Source organism: Methylococcus geothermalis (assembly GCF_012769535.1).
GTDB lineage: Bacteria > Pseudomonadota > Gammaproteobacteria > Methylococcales > Methylococcaceae > Methylococcus > Methylococcus geothermalis.
Window position 1 is genome coordinate 1,425,884 of record NZ_CP046565.1, and the last position, 18,152, is coordinate 1,444,035.

Genomic DNA, 18,152 nt, shown 5'->3' on the forward strand with positions numbered 1-18,152 from the left:
CGCTTCAATGACTGTGAAAATCGCTGTATTGCCCGGTGACGGCATCGGACCGGAAATTGTCGCCGAAGCCCTGAAGGTCCTGGACTGCCTGCGTACCGAATTCGGCCTCGCGGTCGAAACCGAGCATGCGCTGATCGGCGGCGCAGCCTACGACGCGCACGGCACGCCGTTCCCCAAGGAAACCCTGGACCTGTGCCGGGCTGCCGATTCGGTCCTGCTCGGCGCGGTCGGCGGCCCCAAGTGGGAGCCGCTGGACTATTCGCTGCGGCCCGAGCGCGGCCTCTTGGGCCTGCGGTCCGAGCTGGCGCTGTTTTCCAATTTGCGCCCGGCGGTGCTCTATCCGCAGTTGGTGTCGGCCTCCACCCTCAAGCCCGAGGTGGTCTCCGGTCTCGACATCATGATCGTGCGCGAGTTGACCGGCGGCATCTATTTCGGCAAGCCGCGCGGCCGCCGTATCAACGATCAAGGCGAGCGCGAAGGCTACAACACCCTGGTGTACAGTGAATCGGAAATCCGCCGCATCGCCCACAGCGCGTTCCAGATCGCCCGGAAGCGCAACAAGCGCCTGTGCAGCATCGACAAGGCCAACGTGCTGGAATGCACCGAGCTCTGGCGCGAGGTGGTGATCGAGGTCGGCAAGGAATATCCCGACGTCGCCCTGAGCCACATGTACGTCGACAACGCCTCCATGCAGCTGGTGCGCAATCCCAAGCAGTTCGACGTGATGCTGACCGACAACATGTTCGGCGACATCCTGTCCGACTGCGCCGCCATGCTGACCGGCTCGATCGGCATGTTGCCCTCGGCCTCGCTGGACAAGGACGGCAAGGGCATGTACGAGCCCATCCACGGCTCAGCCCCGGACATCGCCGGCCGCGGCATCGCCAATCCGATCGCCACCATCCTGTCGCTGGCCATGATGCTGCGCTACAGCTTGGACGACGCGGCTTCGGCGGAACGGATCGAGAATGCCGTGCAGAAAGCGCTGGACCAGGGCTACCGCACTGCCGACATCGCCTCGGAAGGCACCGCCAAGGTCGGCACCGCCGCGATGGGCGATGCCATCGTCGCCGCCCTGCGCGCCGCCTGAACCCGACGTTTCCCTTCGAGTGTAAGTCATGAGCAAAACCTTCAACGTCGCCGTCCTGGGAGCCACCGGGGCCGTCGGCGAAACCATGCTTTCCATCCTGGAGCAGCGCAATTTCCCGGTGGGCGAGGTGTATGCCCTCGCCAGCAGCCGCTCCGCCGGCAAGCGCGTGGAGTTCAGGGGCAGTCAGCTCCAGGTGCTGGACGTCGAGGAGTTCGACTGGTCCCAGGCGCAGATCGGGCTGTTCTCGCCCGGCGCCTCGGTGTCGGACATCCATGCGCCCAAGGCCGCCGCGGCCGGCTGCGTGGTGATCGACAACACCTCCCGTTTCCGCTACGAGGACGACATCCCGCTGGTGGTGCCGGAGGTCAATCCGGAGAAGATCGCCGATTACAGGAACCGTGGCATCATCGCCAACCCGAATTGCTCCACGATCCAGATGGTGGTGGCGTTGAAGCCGATCTACGACGCGGTCGGCATCGAGCGCATCAATGTCTGTACCTACCAGGCGGTGTCCGGTACCGGCAAGCAGGCCATCGAGGAACTGGCGGGGCAGACCGCGCAGCTGCTCAATGGCCGTTCCTGCGAGGCCTCGGTTTACCCCAAGCAGATCGCCTTCAACGTGCTGCCGCAGATCGACGTCTTCATGGACAACGGCTACACCAAGGAAGAGATGAAGATGGTCTGGGAAACCCGCAAGATCATGGGCGACGACGCCATCCTGGTGAATCCGACCACCGTGCGGGTGCCGGTGTTCTATGGGCACTCCGAGGCGGTGCACATCGAGACCCGCGACAAGATCACGGCGGAGGAGGCGAGGGTGCTGTTGCAGAAGGCGGCGGGCGTGGTGGTGATCGACGAGCATCAGCCGGGCGGTTATCCCACTGCGGTCACCGAGGCGGCCGGGCACGATCCGGTCTATGTCGGCCGCATCCGCGAGGACATCTCGCATCCGCGTGGCCTGAACCTGTGGGTGGTCGCCGACAACATCCGCAAGGGCGCGGCGCTCAACAGTGTGCAGATTGCGGAGGCGCTGATCAGCAACTATCTTTGAGTCCAAGTTTTATACATTTCTTGCTGAAGACACGCAGTGGACAGAGCGGAAAGGACCAGATTCGCGCGTCGGACCCTGACCCTCATCGGCATTCTCATGTCGCCCGGCTCCCCTGCACTGGGGGTCGGGGAACTCAGACTGCAATCCGCCCTTAATCAGACACTCAAGGCCGAGGTGCCCCTCGTCGTTTCCGGGGAAAAACTCGAGGACATCAAGGTCACGTTGGGGGCACCGGACGCTTTTGCGCAGGCCGGCATCGATCGCCATCAGTTCCTCACGAGTCTTCGGTTCCATCCGGAGCAGCGCCCGGATGGGAGCTACGTGATCCAAATCAGCTCCCGTGAGCCCATCCGCGAACCTTTCCTGAGTTTTCTCATGGAAGTGAGCTGGCCGGAGGGGCGGGTCGTCAAGGAATTCACTGTGCTGGTCGATCCGCCGAGCCAGGTCTTTCCGGGGCTGAGCCCTTCCCGCCAGGCCGAGCTTTCCTCCGGCTATCGGGGGGATGCCGCGCCACGTTCGCTTGATCCGCCGGACAATCAGTCCTCGCCCTACGCAAGCCGCCCGAGGCCGACTCGGAATCTCTCGGAATACGGCCCCATAAGGCGCCGCGACACACTGTCTTCCGTTGCCCGCGCCGTGGGCGCGGAGGGGGACCTCACCCCCGAGCAGCTCAAGGTCGGCATCTACCGCGCCAACCCGGATGCTTTCATCGGGGGCAACGTCAACGCGCTCAGGTACGGAGCCACCTTGAACGTTCCGCCGCAGGCGGTGTTGGCGGAACGGACGCCGGCGGAAGCGGCCAGGGAGTGGCGGGAGTTGCAGGCCGCGGCGCGCCGAGGCCGTGTGGACGAGGACGCAGGGACGGAGCCCGAACATCCGCCCGCAAACTCCGTGCCGTCGCCGGTCGGCACGGAGGTGGCGAACCGGGGTTCACAGCTCAAACTTCTCGCTCCCGGCAACAAGGGGCAGGTAGGCAAGTCCGGCGGCAAGGAGGACATCGCCCTGGAGGTCGCCGAAAGCCTTCGCCAGGAAAACGAGGAAATCCGTGCCCGTCTGGGTGCGCTCGAGCAGCAGCTCTCGACCCTTCAAAGGCTCCTCGAACTGAAGGAACAGCAGATCGCGGGAATGCAGCCGGCGCAGCCGGGGACCGGTCAAGCGGGATTTGCCGGCGCCGTCCCCAGCCCGACGCCTGCCGCCGCAACGCCCGCGCCGTCGCCGGAAACCGTTCCTCCTCGTGCTGCGGAGGCGGCCGAAGGCGCGGCGGTGACGGTAGCCATTCAACCACCGGCGGCCGATGTGGTTCGACCGGAAGAAGATGCCGGGAACGGCTCCTGGATTGGGGGCGTCGGTTTCGGCGCCGTCAGCCTTGCTGCGGCGCTGGCTTGGTGGACGAACCGGAGGCGGCGGCTGTTCACGCTTGGCTTGGGGTTGCCTTCGAGCCTCGACGCGCTGGTGGCCGGCAAGCGGGAGTCAGCCGGGGCAAGGTCGGCCCCCCTCGCGGCCGCGCGCAGTCTGGAAGCCTATAGCAATTTGGCAAAAGCGGTGGACTCAGGGGAGCCGGTCGATCCGATTGCCGAAGCCGATGCCTTTCTGGCGAATGGCAAACACGCTCAGGCCGAGCAGTTGATGAGGGCGGCCGTCGCGGCACATCCTGAACGCGATGAATTCCACTTGAAACTTCTCGAGATCCTGTATCTCGGGGGTAAGTGCCAGGCGTTCGAGGAGTTGGCCGAAGCGGTGTCGGGCTGGCGCCAGACGCGGCCGGAGCTGTGGGGCGAGGTGTCCCGCATGAGCCTGAAATTGAGGCTGAAATCTCCTGTTCAGGCGGATGCTCAGGACACTCTCCCCGATGCCGCATCAGCTGCATCGATCGTGTCACCCTCGCCGCGGGAGGGGATGGAAGAGCCCGCTCTCGAATCGGTGCCGGCCGGGTCCGAGGATGAGGTCGTGCCTGCCTTTGGCGAGGCGGCATCCGCGGACGGCGCCTCGGAAACCGGCGGGGCCGAAGACATCGCGCCCCTGGAGTTCGAGCTTGGCGGACTGGATTCGGCGGCTTCGGGCGAGAGGCTGGAGGACGCGCAGGAGATCGTCCACGACACCGGCAATCTCATCGCTTACGAACCCGAACCGTATGCCGGCGCAGGGGTTCGGACGGCGGATACCCTGGAGTCGCTGCTGGCGGAACTCGAAAGCCTTGGCGACAGCGCCGAAAAAGCTCGGGCGTCAGTGCCGGCCCAGGCGAACCCGGGTCTCGCATTCGAACTGCCGATGGCCATCGAGATCGAAGCGATTCCCGTCACACCGAATTCCGAAGGCATCTCTGGGGTCGGGTCTGGTGCGCCGAACGAGGTGCCAGAGGACACCGATCCTTACGCCGGCATCACCGACATGGACCCGCTCGAGACCAAGCTCGACCTGAGCAAGGCATACGTCGATATGGGCGATGCCGATTCGGCCCGCGAGCTGCTTGAAGAGATCCTGGCCGCGGGGAATGACCACCAGAAGGCCGAAGCCCGCATCCTGATGGAGCGGGTGACGGGGTTGCAGAGCCGGTAGAACGGCATTCCAGACTCCTCGTGGTTCCGATGCGCCCGGTCGAGTCGAGGCGCAGCCGGACCTTCAAGACGACCGGTTCATCGGGCGCAACGCCGATAAATCGGCAACGGTTCGTCTACCGCGGCCTGGTAAGTCACGCTGAACTCGTGGAGCAGGGGCAATGCGGCTTCCAGGTTCACTTCATGCGTAAATTCAAAGGCATCGAAGCCGACGCGTCGGAGATAGAACACCTGATCCAGGATGAAGGCGCCGCGCGCCCTGAGTTCGCCCTGGTAGCCGTAGCGCTCTCTCAGCAGTCTGGCGAGGGAAAAGCCGCGGCCATCGGTCATGCTCGGGAACTCCACGACGATCAGCGGAAACTGGTCGAGGTCTCCGACGAAATCCTCCATGCGGTCGCCGCCGCCCACCCTCAGGCCTAAGGCGCCGCCATGGGCAGCCAGTTCGTGTTTCTCCCGGCTCCAGCGTGCGAGCGAGACGGTGCAGGGGGCGGCGCTCACCGGCTCGTCGTCGGTCAGGTGGTGCCAGGTGTCGGTGACGATTTTTCCGTCCTTAATGATGGGCATAGACGCGCTCCTGAAACGGGTTGATGCCGAGACGCCGCACGGTGTCCAGGAAGGATTCCTCATCCTGGCGGAGTTCGATGTAGGCTTGCAGGATGGTTTCCACGGCACCGGCCACGTTCGCCTTGTCGACCGCGGGGCCGAGGCGTTCGCCCAGCGAGGCGTCGTTGCTGGAACTGCCGCCGAGAGTGAGCTGGTACCACTCCTCCCCTTTCTTGTCGACGCCGAGGATGCCGATATGGCCGACGCTCTGGTGGGCGCAGCCGTTCATGCAGCCGGAGATGTTGATGCGCAGGTCGCCGAGGTCGTGCAGATAATCAAGGTCGTCGATGCGCGAATAGATGTCTTCCGCTACCGAGATCGAGCTGGCGTTGGCGAGCGAGCAGTAGTCCAGGCCGGGGCAGCAGATCATGTCGGTGGCTTTGCCGATGTTGGGCGTGGCCAGTCCTATGGCGTCGAGCCGCTGCCATAGTTCGAACAGAGCGTCCTGGTTCACGTCCGCGAACACCAGGTTCTGGGTATGGGTGGCGCGAATCTCGCCGAAGCTGTAGCGGTCGGCGAGGTCGGCCACCGCATCCATCTGGGCGTCGGTGACATCGCCCGGCGGTACGCCGCGGGGTTTGAGCGACAGGAACACCGAGCGGTAGCCGGCGATCTTGTGGGATGCGGTGTTGTTCCGGAGCCAGGCGGCGAAGCGCGGATCGGCGCCGGCCTGCGTTTCCACCGTTCCTTCGCCTGCGGGTTGGTAATCCGGTGCAGTGAAATGCCGTTTGACCCGCTCGATCTCGGCCGTGTCCAGGACCAATTGGCCGCGGATATGCGCCCATTCGGCTTCGACCTGGCGGGTGAACTCGTCGATCCCGGTTTCCTTGAGCAGGATCTTGATCCGCGCCTTGTATTTGTTGTCGCGCCGTCCGAAACGGTTGTACACGCGCAGGATGGCCTCCAGGTAGGACAGCAGGTCGGCCTTGGCGAGGAAGGGACGGATGGTCTGGCCGATCATCGGCGTACGGCCGAGGCCGCCGCCCACCAGGACTTCGAAACCGGTTTCGCTGCCATCGTTCCTCACCATCTGCAGGCCGATGTCGTGCACCTGGGTCGCCGCCCGATCCTTCGCCGCGCCGCTGACGGCGATCTTGAACTTGCGCGGCAGGTAGCTGAATTCCGGGTGCAGGGTCGACCACTGGCGGATGATTTCGCAATACGGGCGCGGGTCCTCGATCTCGTCGGGGCAGACGCCGGCCAGCGGGTCGCAGGTCACGTTGCGGATGCATGAGCCGCTGGTCTGGATCGCATGCATCTGGACCGAGGCCAGTTCCGCAAGGATATCCGGCACGTCTTCCAGGCGCGGCCAGTTGAACTGGATGTTCTGGCGGGTCGTGAAGTGCCCCACCGATTTGTCATAGCGGCGGGCGATATGGGCAAGCTTGCGCAACTGCCGCGAGGACAGCAGGCCGTAGGGTATGGCGATGCGCAGCATGGGGGCATGCCGCTGGATATACAGCCCGTTCATGAGGCGCAGGGGCCGGAACTGGTCTTCCGTCAGTTCGCCCCGGAGAAACCTGCGGGTCTGCTCGCGGAACTGGGCTACCCGTTCGTCGACGAGCGTCTGGTCGTAGTGGTCGTACTGATACATGGCGTTTTCGGTGTTTAGTGATCGCTCCGGCGATATCTTGAGTGTTTTACTATGAAATTGGCTGGAACACCATGGGCACGGGAACGGACACGCCCCGGGCACGGTGCAGTGCGTGATTTATCCCGGGCGAAATGCTGAATTCACGGGCGCGGCGGGCTCGGCCAATTCGTCAGTCCTGGTGTAGTTCTTATATAATCGCCGGTCAGATTTGGGAACAGGCGGGCCGCTTCGACAGCGGCCACGTTTTTATCAAAAACAATTGGAGAGGATTAGGCCTTGTTACGCGCACTCGCATTATCGACGCTATGTCTGGGATTACCCGAGCTTGCCATGGCAGAAGAAGCCGGGAACCTCGATCTTACCGCTACCCACCGCGGATTATACTGTGTTCTGATCTTCATCGTGGCCTACGCCTTCGTGATGACCGAAGAGTTCACCCATCTTCGGAAGTCCAAGCCGGTCATCCTCGCCGCCGGCATCATCTGGGCGCAGGTCGCTTACATGGCCAGCGCCGCCGGCGTCGCCGCCGAGGCGGTGCACCAGGCATTCGAGCACGACCTCAAGGAATACGCGGAACTGATGCTGTTCCTGCTGGTCGCCATGACCTACATCAACGCCATGGCCGAACGCAACGTGTTCGAAGCGCTGCGTTCCTGGCTGGTATCCCGCAAGTTCGGCTACCGCAAGCTGTTCTGGATCACCGGCATCATCACCTTCTTCCTGTCTTCGGTGGCCGACAACCTGACCTCGGCTCTCCTGGTCGGCGCAGTGGTGATGGCGGTAGGCGCGAAGAGCCCCAAATTCGTCAGCTTGGGGTTCATCAATCTGGTGATCGCAGCCAATGCCGGCGGCGCCTTCAGCCCCTTCGGCGACATCACCACCCTGATGGTGTGGCAGGCCGGCAAGGCGGAGTTCTTCGACTTCTTCGAGCTTTTCATCCCTTCGGTGGTGAACTTCGTCGTCCCGGCCGCCTTCATGCACTTCGCGATTCCGAACGAACTGCCGGAATTTCCGGAGGAAGAAGTCGTCACCATGAAGCCCGGCGCCCTGCTGATCTGCGGCCTGTTCGTGCTGACCATCGGGATCGCCGTCAGCTTCAAGCAGTTCCTCCACCTGCCGCCGTTCCTGGGCATGATGGTCGGTCTGTCGATCCTGATGTTCTACGGTTACCGTCTCAAGCTGTATTTCCCCGGCGTCGATGGCGACAAGTTCGATGTGTTCGCCAACGTCCGCGATGCCGAATGGGATACGCTGCTGTTCTTCTTCGGCGTGGTGTTCGCGGTCGGCGGCCTGGGCTATATCGGTTATCTGGAGCTGGCTTCCGTGGCGATGTACGACGGCCTGGGCGCGACCACGGCCAACATCATCGTCGGTCTGCTGTCCGCGGTGGTCGACAATATCCCCGTGATGTTCGCGGTGCTGAACATGAATCCGGAGATGGACATCTACCAGTGGATGCTGGTCACCCTGACTGCGGGCGTGGGCGGTTCCATGCTGTCGGTGGGTTCGGCGGCGGGGGTGGCGCTGATGGGGACTTCACGCGGCATGTACACCTTCTTCAGCCATCTGAAATGGACCCCCGCGGTGGCTGCCGGTTATGTCGCCAGCATCATGACGCACTATTTCATCAACGGCTGATCCTTACCGTTCGGGCCGTCCTGAAGGACGGCCCGGAGGCTGGACGACAAAAGCCTGCGGTTTCGGCCGCGGGCTTTTTTTGTGGCCGGCGTCTGCTACGTGTCGCAGCAGGCGCGCTGCATCTGCTGTGACGACAGCTTGTCTCCGTCGAAATAGCAGCCGCACAAGGTGTCGTGGATTTCGCCCAGCTTGATCTGCAGGTCGTCGATGAAACGGTGCAGCTCGGCGTGCCGGCGGGATTCCTCATCCTGCAACAGGCCGATGGCTTCGGCAAGTTTGTCGCGGACGCGGCCGCCTTGTGGCAGATGGTCGAGCGCATCCTGCATGTCGCGCAGGCAATAATGACAGGAACGAGGAAACAGGGTGTCCTCCATGAGGAACTTCACCACGGAGTCGCGTCCGACCGCGGTCTGGCAATGGCGCCGGTACATGTGGTATGCCGTCATCGATTTCAGCACGCTCATCCACAGGAGGTTTTCAAAGGGCTTCAGGCTTTCCTTGGCATCGGGCGAGAGATCGCCCCAGCGGACGTCGAGAATGCGGGTGGTCATGTCGGCGCGCTCCAGGTCGCAGCCGAGCCGGACGAATTCATAGGCCTCGTCGTGGCTCATGGTGCCGGCAATCAACCCGGCGACACCTTGCACGCTGAGGATGATCTCGTCGAGATAGGCGAAGCGGCGTTTCGGCGATTCGCTATCCGGTACTCGTGCCGTGGCCTTGAGATAGAGTTCGTTGATCTGCTCCCAACCTTCGCGCTGGAGGATGTCCCGGATACTGCGGGCATTCTCGCGGGCGGCGCGCAGTGAGCTGATGATCGAGCCGGGGTTGCGGGCGTCCGAAATCAGGAAACGGGTGATCTGGCTTTCGGCCGGAACCGGATAGAGCGCCTTGAACACGGTTTCGCTGTCGGTGATGGTGAGCAGCGAATTCCAGCTGGGCCGGATGTCCTTGGGGAGATCCAGCATCATGTTCGCGTTGGCGTTGATCATGCGGGCCGTGTTTTCCGCCCGCTCCAGGTAGCGCGACATCCAGTAGAGGCTTTCCGCGACTCGTGACAGCATCGCCATGTCAGGCTCCTTCTCCGTCGATGATCCAGGTGTCCTTGCTGCCGCCCCCCTGGGAGGAGTTCACCACGGTCGAGCCTTTTTTCAGGGCGACCCGCGTCAACCCGCCATTGGTCACGTAAGTGTCCCGCCCGCTCAGGATGAAGGGACGCAGGTCCAAGTGGCGCGGCTCGGCCCGGTGGTCGACCAGGGTGGGGGCGGTGGACAGGGTGAGCATGGGCTGCGCCATGTAGTTGCGGGGATCGCGGCGGATGCGTTCGGCGAACTCTGCGCGTTGGTCGGGGCTGGCCTTGGGGCCGATCAACATGCCGTAACCGCCCGACTCGTTGGCCGGCTTGACCACAAGCTGGTCGAGGTGGTCCAGGACGTACTGGCATTCGTCCGGATCGACGCAGCGGTACGAGGGCACATTGGGCAGGATGGGCTCCTCGTTCAGGTAATAGCGGATGATGTCGGGGACGTAGGTGTAGACCACCTTGTCGTCCGCCACACCCGCGCCCGGTGCATTGGCCAGCGCGATCTTGCCTTGCTTCCAGGCCCGCATCAGGCCCGGCACGCCGAGCACCGATTCCGGTTTGAAAGCTTCGGGGTCCAGGAACAGGTCGTCGATACGCCTGTACACCACGTCGACCCGGTGCAGGCCCTCGATGGTGCGCATATAGACGCAGTCGTCGTCGCCGACCACGAGGTCGCGTCCTTCCACCAGTTCGGCGCCCATCTGCTGGGCGAGATAGGCGTGCTCGAAATAGGCCGAGTTGTAGACGCCCGGCGTCAGCACCACGATCTGGGGGTTATCCTTCTCCGGGGCCAGCGATGCCAGACAGTGGCGGAGCTGTGATGGGTAATCGTCGACCGGGGCGATGGCATAGGATTCGAACAGCTCGGGCAGCACCCGCTTCATCACCAGGCGGTTCTCGAGCATGTAGGAGACGCCGGACGGCACCCGCAGGTTGTCCTCCAGGACGTAGAACCGTCCGTCCCTGTCCTTGACCAGGTCGGTGCCGCAGATATGGGCCCAGACGCCGAGCGGCGGGTCTATGCCCACACATTCCGGCCGGAAGTTCTTGGAGTCGGCCAACAATTCGAGGGGGAACACGCCGTCCCGCACGATGTTCTGGCCGTGGTAGACGTCGTCGATGAACAGGTTGAGCGCGCGGGTGCGCTGTTTCAGTCCCCGTTCGACGGTTCGCCATTCGGCGGCGCGGATCAGCCGAGGAATGATGTCGAACGGCCAGGCGCGGTCGATGGAGCCTTCGTTCTCGCAGTACACCGTGAAGGTGATGCCCATGCTCAGGATTTCGGCCTCGGCGGCGGCCTTGCGTTCCTGGATGTCCGTTTCGGAGAAACTGTCGAGATGGTCGAACAAGGCGCGGGCATGGGGCCGGGCGGCGCCGTCATCGTCGATCAGCTCATCGAAACATGCCGGGTTGGGGTAGTCTTGCAGGGCTAAGCTCATGATCGTGCTTCGATCCTTGGAGGCGAAAGTTTTATGAACGCGGGATTGGCCGTCGCGATGCCGGAGGCTCGTGTCCTTCAAAAGGATGCTAGCGATTTCCGGGCCATCCCAAGCACCGCGCCGTCTTTTCGGTGTTTTCCGGAGCCGGACTTTCGGCGGCGTTGGTTCCGGAGCCGGTTTGGGGCGGGCCGGGAACCCCATGCGCCCATTCGGTGCAGGCGCGGAAGCCGGTCGGCTCTTGCGGGACGGCTACGGCTTGAGATCGAGGGCCGTTTCGAGCTAGAGTCCTTTGGCTCAACCGCGCAGATCACACGTAAGGAAACCCGATGACTTACTGCCTTGCCATCAAGGTCGACGAAGGGCTGGTATTCGCCTCCGATTCCCGCACTCATGCCGGTGTCGATTACGCCAGCGTCTACAGCAAGATGTACCGCTTCGACTTGCACAGCGACCGCATGATGGTCATCCTGGCCGCCGGCAACCTGGCGACGACGCAGGCGTTGATCAATCTCATACGACGCGATCTGGAAAATCCGGGAGCGCTCTACAATCTGAATACGGCGGCCTATTTATACGACGCCGCGTCCTACATAGGCGGAACCAGCGTGCGGGTTCAGGAGCAACACGCCAGCGCGATGCAACGCTGCGGCATCTCCGGCGAGGCCAGTTTCATCCTGGGCGGCCAGATCCAGGGCCAGCCGCCGGAAATCTATCTCATCTATCCTCAGGGCAACTACATCACGGCGTCGCCCGAGAATCCCTATCTGCAGGTCGGCGAGACCAAGTACGGCAAGCCGATTCTCGACCGGATCATTGCCCCGGCCACGACGCTCGAAGATGCGGCGCGCTGCGCCCTGGTCTCCATCGATTCGACCATGCGCAGCAACATTTCGGTCGGCCCGCCGATAGAGATCGCCATCTACCGGCGGGATTCCTTCGCCATTGGCCATTATCTCCAGCTGGATTATTCCAGCCCCCTTTACGCTTCGATCCAGAAACAATGGGCGGAAGGCATACGCAATGCGTTCAGCCTGCTGCCGCGGTTCGAGTGGGAATAAACCGAGTCGGCCGGCTCAGAACAGGAGCAGGAGGGCCAGCAGGCCGATGACCGAGCCGATCAGGATGAGTTTCAGCCTATGGCGAAGGTACCAGGCTTTGGCCTGGTCGACCGTTTCGTGCCAGTAATCCTCGATCTGCCGGATGCGATCGTTCCACTCTCGGGCGATCTTGCCGGCCACCATCGTCCCCAGCCAGACGAGGACGCCGACCGCCAGCCAAGCCGTAAGAACCTGGGCGCCGCGCGGCGTGAGGCCGAGCATGGCTTCGAACACCGTGTCGAGCAGCATCTCCAGGGCTTCGAGAAGCAGTTCGAAGGTATGTGACAGGACTTCCACCACGAGTTCGCCTTCTATGGCGATGACGAGCAGAACCACGAAAGTGACGAAGAGATAGAATTTGCCCGCACGCATGAGTCCGAACTTACGCCGCCTGGTTGATGGATGGGTGAAAAATCGGCCGACCGCTCTATGCCCCAACGAGCAGATCCACAACGCCCGGATTTTAACCGTAAAATGGAATTTTTTCCGTCCGGGTTGACAGAGGATGCGATGAGCCGGCGACAGCATGAGTCTGGCGAGGGGCCCGTGGGAGCGGTGCAAAGTGGCTGTCTGGCCGATGGCATCCGGCCATTCCAGGTCATGGAGATCCTGGCGCGCGCCAGGCAATTGGAAGCATCCGGCCGTTCCGTCGTCCACCTCGAGATCGGCGAGCCGGATTTCCCCACGCCTGAGCCGGTGACCGCAGCAGCCATTCGTTTCCTGGCCGACGGGCAGGTGCGCTATACGCCTGCCGCCGGGCTGCCCGAGCTGCGGGAGCGCATCGCGAGGTTCTACCGCGATCGCTACGGCGTGACGGTAGCGCCGCAGCGGATATTCCTCACCCCGGGCGCTTCGGGTGCGTTTTCCCTGGTGCTGGCGGCCGTCTTGTCGCCCGGACGGCGGGTCATGCTGGCCGACCCCGGTTATCCCTGTTATTCCAATTTCGTGCGCCTGTATTCGGGTGACCCGCATGCCGTGCCGGTGGGGCCGGAGCAGGACTTCCACCTGAACGCGGCCTTGTGCCGGGCGCATGGCGGGGGAGAGGTACCGCTGGCGATCAGCGCCTCGCCTTCCAATCCGACCGGCACGGTCATGAATGCGGCGGTTCTGCGGGAGCTGGTCGAATGGTTCGAGGCTGAGGGCGGGGTGTTCATCTCGGACGAGATTTACCACGGATTGGAGTACGGCCGACGCTCGGCCAGCGCGCTGGAGTTCGGCGGGAATGCGTTCGTCGTCAACAGCTTTTCGAAATATTTCGGCATGACCGGCTGGCGGCTGGGCTGGCTGATCGTGCCGGAGGCATACACGGCGGCCGTGGAGCGGGTGGCCCAGAATATCTTCATCTCGGCGCCCACGCTCTCGCAGCACGCGGCCTTGGCGGCATTTTCGGACCAAAGCTTCGCCGAACTGGAACGCCGCCGCCGGGCTTTCGAGGTGCGCAGGGATTTCCTGTGGGAGGCGTTGGTGAAGCTGGGGTTCCGGGTGCCGGTCCAGCCGGCCGGAGCATTCTACATCTACGCCGACTGCTCGGCGTTGACCGAAGACAGCGCCGAGTTGGCGGCTGCCCTGCTGGAACACGAAGGCGTCGCGGTCACGCCGGGTAAGGATTTCGGCGTCCAGGCGCCGGAACGGTACCTGCGCTTCGCCTACACGGCCGACGTTCCGGTGCTGCGGGAGGCGGTCGAAAGGATGCGCCGCTTCGTCGGCGGCTGAAAGGCCGGGATCAGGATGCCCGGCTGATCTCCTGCATCTGAGCTTCGATCCAGCGCTCGGCCTGGGCGGTGATTTCCGCCGCGTCGAACTTGGTGGCGTCGATCGGCGGTCCGATGCGGACCTGGATGGTGCCCGGATACTTCAGGAAGGCTCGGCGGCTCCAGTATTCGCCGGCATTGTGCGCCACCGGCACCACCGGGCAGCCGGCGCGGTGCGCCAGCATGGCGCCGCTGGCGCCGTAGTGCCCCTTCTTGCCGGGGGCGACGCGGGTGCCTTCCGGGAATACCACGACCCATAATCCTTCTCTCAGCCGCTTCACCCCGTCGTTCAACACCTGCTTGAGCGCCGCCGTCTTGTGCGCGCGGTTGATGGCGATAGGCTTGAGCGTCGCCATCGCCCAGCCCCAGACCGGCAGTCTCAGCAGCTCCTGCTTGAGGATGAAAACCAGGGGCGGGAAGATCACCTGCAGGGCGATGGTCTCCCAGGCCGACTGGTGCTTGCAGAGGATGACGCCGGGCTGGGCTGGAATGTTTTCCCGGCCCTGGACCTGGAAGTCCAGCCGGCACACGGTCTTCAGCATCCAGAGATTGAACCGGACCCAGCGATTGGCCAGCGCCCAGCGCACACGGAAGGCGAAGGGCCGGGCGGCGATCATGCACGGGCTGATCACGAAGGTGGACAAGATCATGCCCGTGAAGAACACCGCCGAGCGCAGGATGATCTCAAGCTTGGCTGAAGACGATATTTTGTGCGGCTGCATACAGGTTTGGGAAGGTGGGGACGTCGAGCTCGGGATTCCGGTCCAGCGTGCGCATGCCCTTGCCGGTTTCCACCAGCATCGGCGCGGCGCCCGCCGCCGTCGCCGCTTCGATATCGCGCAGCGAATCGCCGACGGCCGGCACACCGGCGAGTTCCACGCCGTATTTTTCGGCGAAGGCGCGGAACAGGCCGGGCCTGGGCTTGCGGCAGCCGCACATGTCTTCAGGACCGTGCGGGCATAGGAATACGTCGAAGATTTCGCCGCCGGCCTCCCGGACCGCCGTCCGCATCTTGTCGTGGATCGCTTCCAGCGTGGCGGGGCTGAACAACCGGCGGGCAATGCCGGACTGGTTGGTCAGTACCACCACCCGGAAGCCGTGGCGAGTCAGCAGCGCGATGGCGTCGAGGCTGCCGGGGATCGGCCGCCATTCTTCCGGCGACTTGATGTAGTCGTCGGAGTCTTCGTTGATGACGCCATCCCGGTCCAGGATCACATAGCGCATGTCACTGGGCCGGCTGTAGCGCGGAGATGTCGGCGATGTTCAGGAACAATCCTTCTACCAGGGCGAGCAGGCCGAGCCGGTTGAGGCGCAGGGATTCGTCCTCGGTCATCACCATCACCTCGTCGAAGAAGGTGTCGACGCTGTCGCGCAGCTGCGCCAGCCGGCACAGCGCCGTGGTGTAGTCGCGGGCGTGCAGCAGCGGCAGGATATCGGCATGGGCCTGGCGGGCCGCAGCCAGCAGCGCCTTTTCCGAGGGCTCGGCCAGAATCTGTTCGTCGGCGTTCGCAACCACCGTTTCGCCCGACTTGCGCAGGATGTTGCGGATGCGCTTGTTGGCCCCGGCGAGGCTTTCGGCCGCGGTCAGGGCACGGAATTCGCGCACGGCGAGGAGCCGGTACACGAAATCTACGAGATTCGTCGGCCGGATCGCCAGCACAGCCTCGAACTCGTCGTGGCGGTAGCCCTGGTCCAGGCAGTAGCCGCGCAGGCGCTCATAGAGAAAATCGAGCAGCGCCGAGCGGGTCGCGTCCGGATCGAAGCCGTGGGGGAGGCGTCCCAAGGCCTTTTCCAGCAGGACTTCGATATCCAGGTCGAGCTCCTTTTCGATCAGGATGCGGATGACGCCCAGCGCGGCGCGGCGCAGCGCGTAAGGGTCGCGGTCGCCGCTGGGGACCAGGCCGATGCTGAAGATGCCGGCCAGGGTGTCGATCTTTTCCGCCAACGCCAGGATCTCGCCGGTGCGCGAGGCGGGCAGCGGGCCCCCGGACACTTTGGGCAGGTACTGTTCCTCGATGGCCTGGGCGACTTCCTCGGGCTCGCCTTCGGCCAGCGCGTAATAGCGCCCCATGGTGCCTTGCAGCTCGGTGAATTCTCCGACCATGTGGGTCAGGAGGTCGGCCTTCGCCAGCAGGGCGGCGCGTTCGGCGAAGCTCGGGTCCACGTTCAAGGATTCGGCGACGAAAGCGGCCATGTGCTGCACCCGCCGGGTCTTGTCGAGCATGGAGCCGAGCTTGTTTTGGAAGGTGACCTGGCCCAGTTCCTCCACCCGGTCTTCCAGGGTGCGTTTGCGGTCCTGGTTCCAGAAGAATTCGGCATCCGCCAGCCGCGGCCGGACCACGCGCTCGTTGCCTTGGCGGACGAACTCGGGCCGGCGGCTGTCGATGTTGCTGAAGGTGATGAAATGGGGCAGCAGCTTGCGGTCCGCGTCGACCACCGGGAAGTACTTCTGGTTGTCCTGCATGGTCGTGATCAAGACTTCCGGCGGCAGGCTCAGATAGCGCGCCTCGAAGCCGCCCAGCACCGGCACCGGCCACTCGACCAGGGCGGTGATTTCGTCCAACAGATCGGGGTCGATCAGCGGCTTGCCATTCACCGTCGCGGCAGTTTCCACGGCATGCCGTTCGATCCGGCTGCGGCGTTCGGCGAAGTCCGGCAGGACGTGGCCCTGGGTCGTCAGCAGGCGGGCGTATTCGGCGGGACACGTGATCTCGATCGGAGCCGGCGCATGACAGCGGTGGCCGCGGGTGGTCCGGCCGGCGGCGACGCCGAGGATTTCGCATTCGATCACGCCATCGCCGTAAATCAAGACCACCCACTGCACCGGCCGGACGAATTCGGCCAGTCCCGCGCCCCAGCGCATGCGCTTGGCGATCGGCAGCGCGGCCAGGCTTTGGCGGATGATGTCGGGGATCAGGGTTTCGGTGGGTTTGCCGCGAACCTCCTGTATCAGGCCCACCCATTCGCCCTTGTCGGTCTTCAGCGTGATGAGCTGGTCGACCGTGACGCCGCAGCTTTTGGCGAAGCCCTCGGTGGCCTTGGTGGGTGCGCCGGTGGCGTCGTAGGCGGCGTTCAGCGCCGGCCCGCGCCGCTCGACGGTCTGGTCCGGCTGGGCGGTGGCCAGTTCCCGGATCAGCAACGCGAGCCGGCGCGGCGTGGCGTAGGCTTCGATGGCGGCATACGACAGGCCGGCTTTTTCCAGTCCGGCAGCCATGTTGTCCTTGAGCGCTCCGCTCAGCTTGAGCAGGGATTTCGGCGGCAGCTCCTCGGTGCCCAGCTCGAACAGCAGGTCGCGGGTCTCAGCCATGAGCGTGCTCCTCCCGGGCGTTGAGCATCGGGAACCCCAAGGCTTCCCGGCGCTGGTAATAGGCTTCGGCCACGGCCTTGGCGAGTTCGCGCACCCGCAGGATGAAGCGCTGGCGCTCGGTGACCGAGATCGCCCGGCGAGCATCGAGCAGGTTGAAGGCATGCGAGGCCTTCAGCACCATCTCATAGGCGGGCAGGGGCAGCCCCAGCGCGATGAGCTGGCGGCATTCGCGCTCGTAGGTGTCGAAGGCGCCGAACAGGAATTCGGTGTTGGCGTGCTCGAAGTTGAAGGCGGACATCTCGACTTCGTTCTGATGGAACACGTCGCCGTAACGGACGATACCCTGCGGCCCCCGGGTCCAGACCAGGTCGTAGACGTTCTCCACGCCCTGCACGTACATGGCGATGCGCTCCAGGCCGTAGGTGATTTCGCCGCTCACCGGCCGGCAGTCGAGGCCGCCGACCTGCTGAAAATAGGTGAACTGGGTCACTTCCATGCCATTCAGCCAGACTTCCCAGCCCAGGCCCCAGGCGCCGAGCGTGGGCGATTCCCAGTTGTCCTCGACGAAGCGGACGTCGTGTTCGAGGAGGTCGAAGCCGAGCAGGCGCAGCGAGCCGAGGTAGAGCTCCTGGATGTCGGGCGGCGAGGGTTTCAGCACCACCTGGAACTGGTAGTAATGCTGCAGCCGGTTGGGGTTGTCGCCATAGCGGCCGTCGGTGGGGCGGCGCGAGGGCTGAACGTAGGCGGTGTTCCACGGTTCCGGGCCGATGGCGCGGAGGAAGGTCGCCGGGTGAAAGGTTCCGGCGCCGACCTCCAGATCCAGCGGCTGGAGGATCACGCAGCCTTGCTCGGCCCAATAGCGTTGAAGGGCCAGGATCAAATCCTGGAAGCTCAAGGTTTCGGCGGCGGGGGAGTTCGATGTAGGCACAAGCGATCCGGCAGGTTT

General features: G+C 64.0%; 15 protein-coding genes. 6 read left to right on the top strand and 9 right to left on the bottom strand.

All coding sequences use genetic code 11. From position 1 onward, the window contains the following. Nucleotides 1-7: 7 nt before the first annotated feature. Genes leuB through GNH96_RS06870 form a run of 3 tightly spaced genes read left to right on the top strand, consistent with a single transcriptional unit; the run spans nt 8 to nt 4,697 of the window. Nucleotides 8-1,090, top strand: coding sequence for a 3-isopropylmalate dehydrogenase (gene leuB / locus GNH96_RS06860; protein WP_169602992.1), 1,083 nt, complete (start codon nt 8-10; stop codon nt 1,088-1,090). A 28-nt stretch (nt 1,091-1,118) separates the two neighbouring features. After that, entirely contained in the window at nt 1,119-2,141 is a 1,023-nt protein-coding gene (locus GNH96_RS06865; protein ID WP_169602993.1) for an aspartate-semialdehyde dehydrogenase, read from the top strand. A gap of 36 nt (nt 2,142-2,177) precedes the next feature. After that, nucleotides 2,178-4,697: a FimV/HubP family polar landmark protein gene (locus tag GNH96_RS06870; RefSeq protein ID WP_228720057.1), complete on the top strand. Its 2,520-nt coding sequence runs from the start codon at nt 2,178-2,180 to the stop codon at nt 4,695-4,697. A gap of 77 nt (nt 4,698-4,774) precedes the next feature. Here GNH96_RS06870 and GNH96_RS06875 read toward each other — a convergent pair whose 3' ends face one another. Together GNH96_RS06875 and GNH96_RS06880 are read right to left on the bottom strand one after the other, a co-directional pair. Further along, nucleotides 4,775-5,260: a DUF934 domain-containing protein gene (locus GNH96_RS06875; RefSeq protein WP_169602994.1), complete on the bottom strand. Its 486-nt coding sequence runs from the start codon at nt 5,258-5,260 to the stop codon at nt 4,775-4,777. Then, complete coding sequence (locus GNH96_RS06880; protein WP_169602995.1) at nt 5,247-6,893, bottom strand: nitrite/sulfite reductase; 1,647 nt, start codon at nt 6,891-6,893, stop codon at nt 5,247-5,249. The genes GNH96_RS06875 and GNH96_RS06880 overlap by 14 nt, the downstream gene beginning before the upstream one ends. A gap of 330 nt (nt 6,894-7,223) precedes the next feature. On the opposite strand from GNH96_RS06880, the gene nhaD reads away from it, so the two are divergent. Further along, the gene (gene nhaD / locus GNH96_RS06885; RefSeq protein ID WP_188114795.1) at nt 7,224-8,531 is read left to right on the top strand and encodes a sodium:proton antiporter NhaD; all 1,308 of its coding nucleotides are present in this window, start codon (nt 7,224-7,226) and stop codon (nt 8,529-8,531) included. A gap of 95 nt (nt 8,532-8,626) precedes the next feature. On the opposite strand, the gene GNH96_RS06890 is transcribed toward nhaD, so the two are convergent. Both GNH96_RS06890 and GNH96_RS06895 read right to left on the bottom strand, forming a co-directional pair. Continuing rightward, entirely contained in the window at nt 8,627-9,598 is a 972-nt protein-coding gene (locus GNH96_RS06890) for an alpha-E domain-containing protein (RefSeq protein WP_169602997.1), read from the bottom strand. A 1-nt stretch (nt 9,599) separates the two neighbouring features. Next, complete coding sequence (locus tag GNH96_RS06895; RefSeq protein WP_169602998.1) at nt 9,600-11,051, bottom strand: circularly permuted type 2 ATP-grasp protein; 1,452 nt, start codon at nt 11,049-11,051, stop codon at nt 9,600-9,602. 326 nt (nt 11,052-11,377) lie between these two features. Between GNH96_RS06895 and GNH96_RS06900 the strand changes: the two genes are divergently transcribed. Next, on the top strand, nt 11,378-12,109 hold the full coding sequence (locus GNH96_RS06900; RefSeq protein WP_169602999.1) for a proteasome-type protease: 732 nt from the start codon (nt 11,378-11,380) through the stop codon (nt 12,107-12,109). Nucleotides 12,110-12,124: 15 nt separating this feature from the next. On the opposite strand, the gene GNH96_RS06905 is transcribed toward GNH96_RS06900, so the two are convergent. After that, nucleotides 12,125-12,520: a hypothetical protein gene (locus tag GNH96_RS06905; RefSeq protein ID WP_169603000.1), complete on the bottom strand. Its 396-nt coding sequence runs from the start codon at nt 12,518-12,520 to the stop codon at nt 12,125-12,127. A gap of 138 nt (nt 12,521-12,658) precedes the next feature. On the opposite strand from GNH96_RS06905, the gene GNH96_RS06910 reads away from it, so the two are divergent. After that, on the top strand, nt 12,659-13,861 hold the full coding sequence (locus GNH96_RS06910) for an aminotransferase class I/II-fold pyridoxal phosphate-dependent enzyme (protein WP_169603001.1): 1,203 nt from the start codon (nt 12,659-12,661) through the stop codon (nt 13,859-13,861). Nucleotides 13,862-13,871: 10 nt separating this feature from the next. On the opposite strand, the gene GNH96_RS06915 is transcribed toward GNH96_RS06910, so the two are convergent. From GNH96_RS06915 to glyQ, 4 genes are read right to left on the bottom strand one after another with little or no spacing between them, the layout of a single operon-like run. Continuing rightward, nucleotides 13,872-14,621: a lysophospholipid acyltransferase family protein gene (locus GNH96_RS06915; protein ID WP_169603002.1), complete on the bottom strand. Its 750-nt coding sequence runs from the start codon at nt 14,619-14,621 to the stop codon at nt 13,872-13,874. Then, complete coding sequence (gene gmhB, locus GNH96_RS06920; protein ID WP_169603003.1) at nt 14,584-15,123, bottom strand: D-glycero-beta-D-manno-heptose 1,7-bisphosphate 7-phosphatase; 540 nt, start codon at nt 15,121-15,123, stop codon at nt 14,584-14,586. The genes GNH96_RS06915 and gmhB overlap by 38 nt, the downstream gene beginning before the upstream one ends. A gap of 1 nt (nt 15,124) precedes the next feature. Next, nucleotides 15,125-17,206, bottom strand: coding sequence for a glycine--tRNA ligase subunit beta (gene glyS, locus GNH96_RS06925; protein WP_169603004.1), 2,082 nt, complete (start codon nt 17,204-17,206; stop codon nt 15,125-15,127). Further along, nucleotides 17,199-18,134, bottom strand: coding sequence for a glycine--tRNA ligase subunit alpha (gene glyQ / locus GNH96_RS06930; RefSeq protein WP_169603005.1), 936 nt, complete (start codon nt 18,132-18,134; stop codon nt 17,199-17,201). The genes glyS and glyQ overlap by 8 nt, the downstream gene beginning before the upstream one ends. Nucleotides 18,135-18,152 lie beyond the last annotated feature (18 nt).

What these genes read in the sequence shown, in the direction of transcription:
- leuB (WP_169602992.1), top strand. Translation starts at nt 8, where the DNA reads ATGACTGTGAAAATCGCTGTATTGCCCGGTGACGGCATCGGACCGGAA.
- GNH96_RS06865 (WP_169602993.1), top strand. Translation starts at nt 1,119, where the DNA reads ATGAGCAAAACCTTCAACGTCGCCGTCCTGGGAGCCACCGGGGCCGTC.
- GNH96_RS06875 (WP_169602994.1), bottom strand. Translation starts at nt 5,260, where the DNA reads ATGCCCATCATTAAGGACGGAAAAATCGTCACCGACACCTGGCACCAC.
- GNH96_RS06880 (WP_169602995.1), bottom strand. Translation starts at nt 6,893, where the DNA reads ATGTATCAGTACGACCACTACGACCAGACGCTCGTCGACGAACGGGTA.
- nhaD (WP_188114795.1), top strand. Translation starts at nt 7,224, where the DNA reads ATGGCAGAAGAAGCCGGGAACCTCGATCTTACCGCTACCCACCGCGGA.
- GNH96_RS06890 (WP_169602997.1), bottom strand. Translation starts at nt 9,598, where the DNA reads ATGGCGATGCTGTCACGAGTCGCGGAAAGCCTCTACTGGATGTCGCGC.
- GNH96_RS06895 (WP_169602998.1), bottom strand. Translation starts at nt 11,051, where the DNA reads ATGAGCTTAGCCCTGCAAGACTACCCCAACCCGGCATGTTTCGATGAG.
- GNH96_RS06900 (WP_169602999.1), top strand. Translation starts at nt 11,378, where the DNA reads ATGACTTACTGCCTTGCCATCAAGGTCGACGAAGGGCTGGTATTCGCC.
- GNH96_RS06905 (WP_169603000.1), bottom strand. Translation starts at nt 12,520, where the DNA reads ATGCGTGCGGGCAAATTCTATCTCTTCGTCACTTTCGTGGTTCTGCTC.
- GNH96_RS06910 (WP_169603001.1), top strand. Translation starts at nt 12,659, where the DNA reads ATGAGCCGGCGACAGCATGAGTCTGGCGAGGGGCCCGTGGGAGCGGTG.
- GNH96_RS06915 (WP_169603002.1), bottom strand. Translation starts at nt 14,621, where the DNA reads ATGCAGCCGCACAAAATATCGTCTTCAGCCAAGCTTGAGATCATCCTG.
- gmhB (WP_169603003.1), bottom strand. Translation starts at nt 15,123, where the DNA reads ATGCGCTATGTGATCCTGGACCGGGATGGCGTCATCAACGAAGACTCC.
- glyS (WP_169603004.1), bottom strand. Translation starts at nt 17,206, where the DNA reads ATGGCTGAGACCCGCGACCTGCTGTTCGAGCTGGGCACCGAGGAGCTG.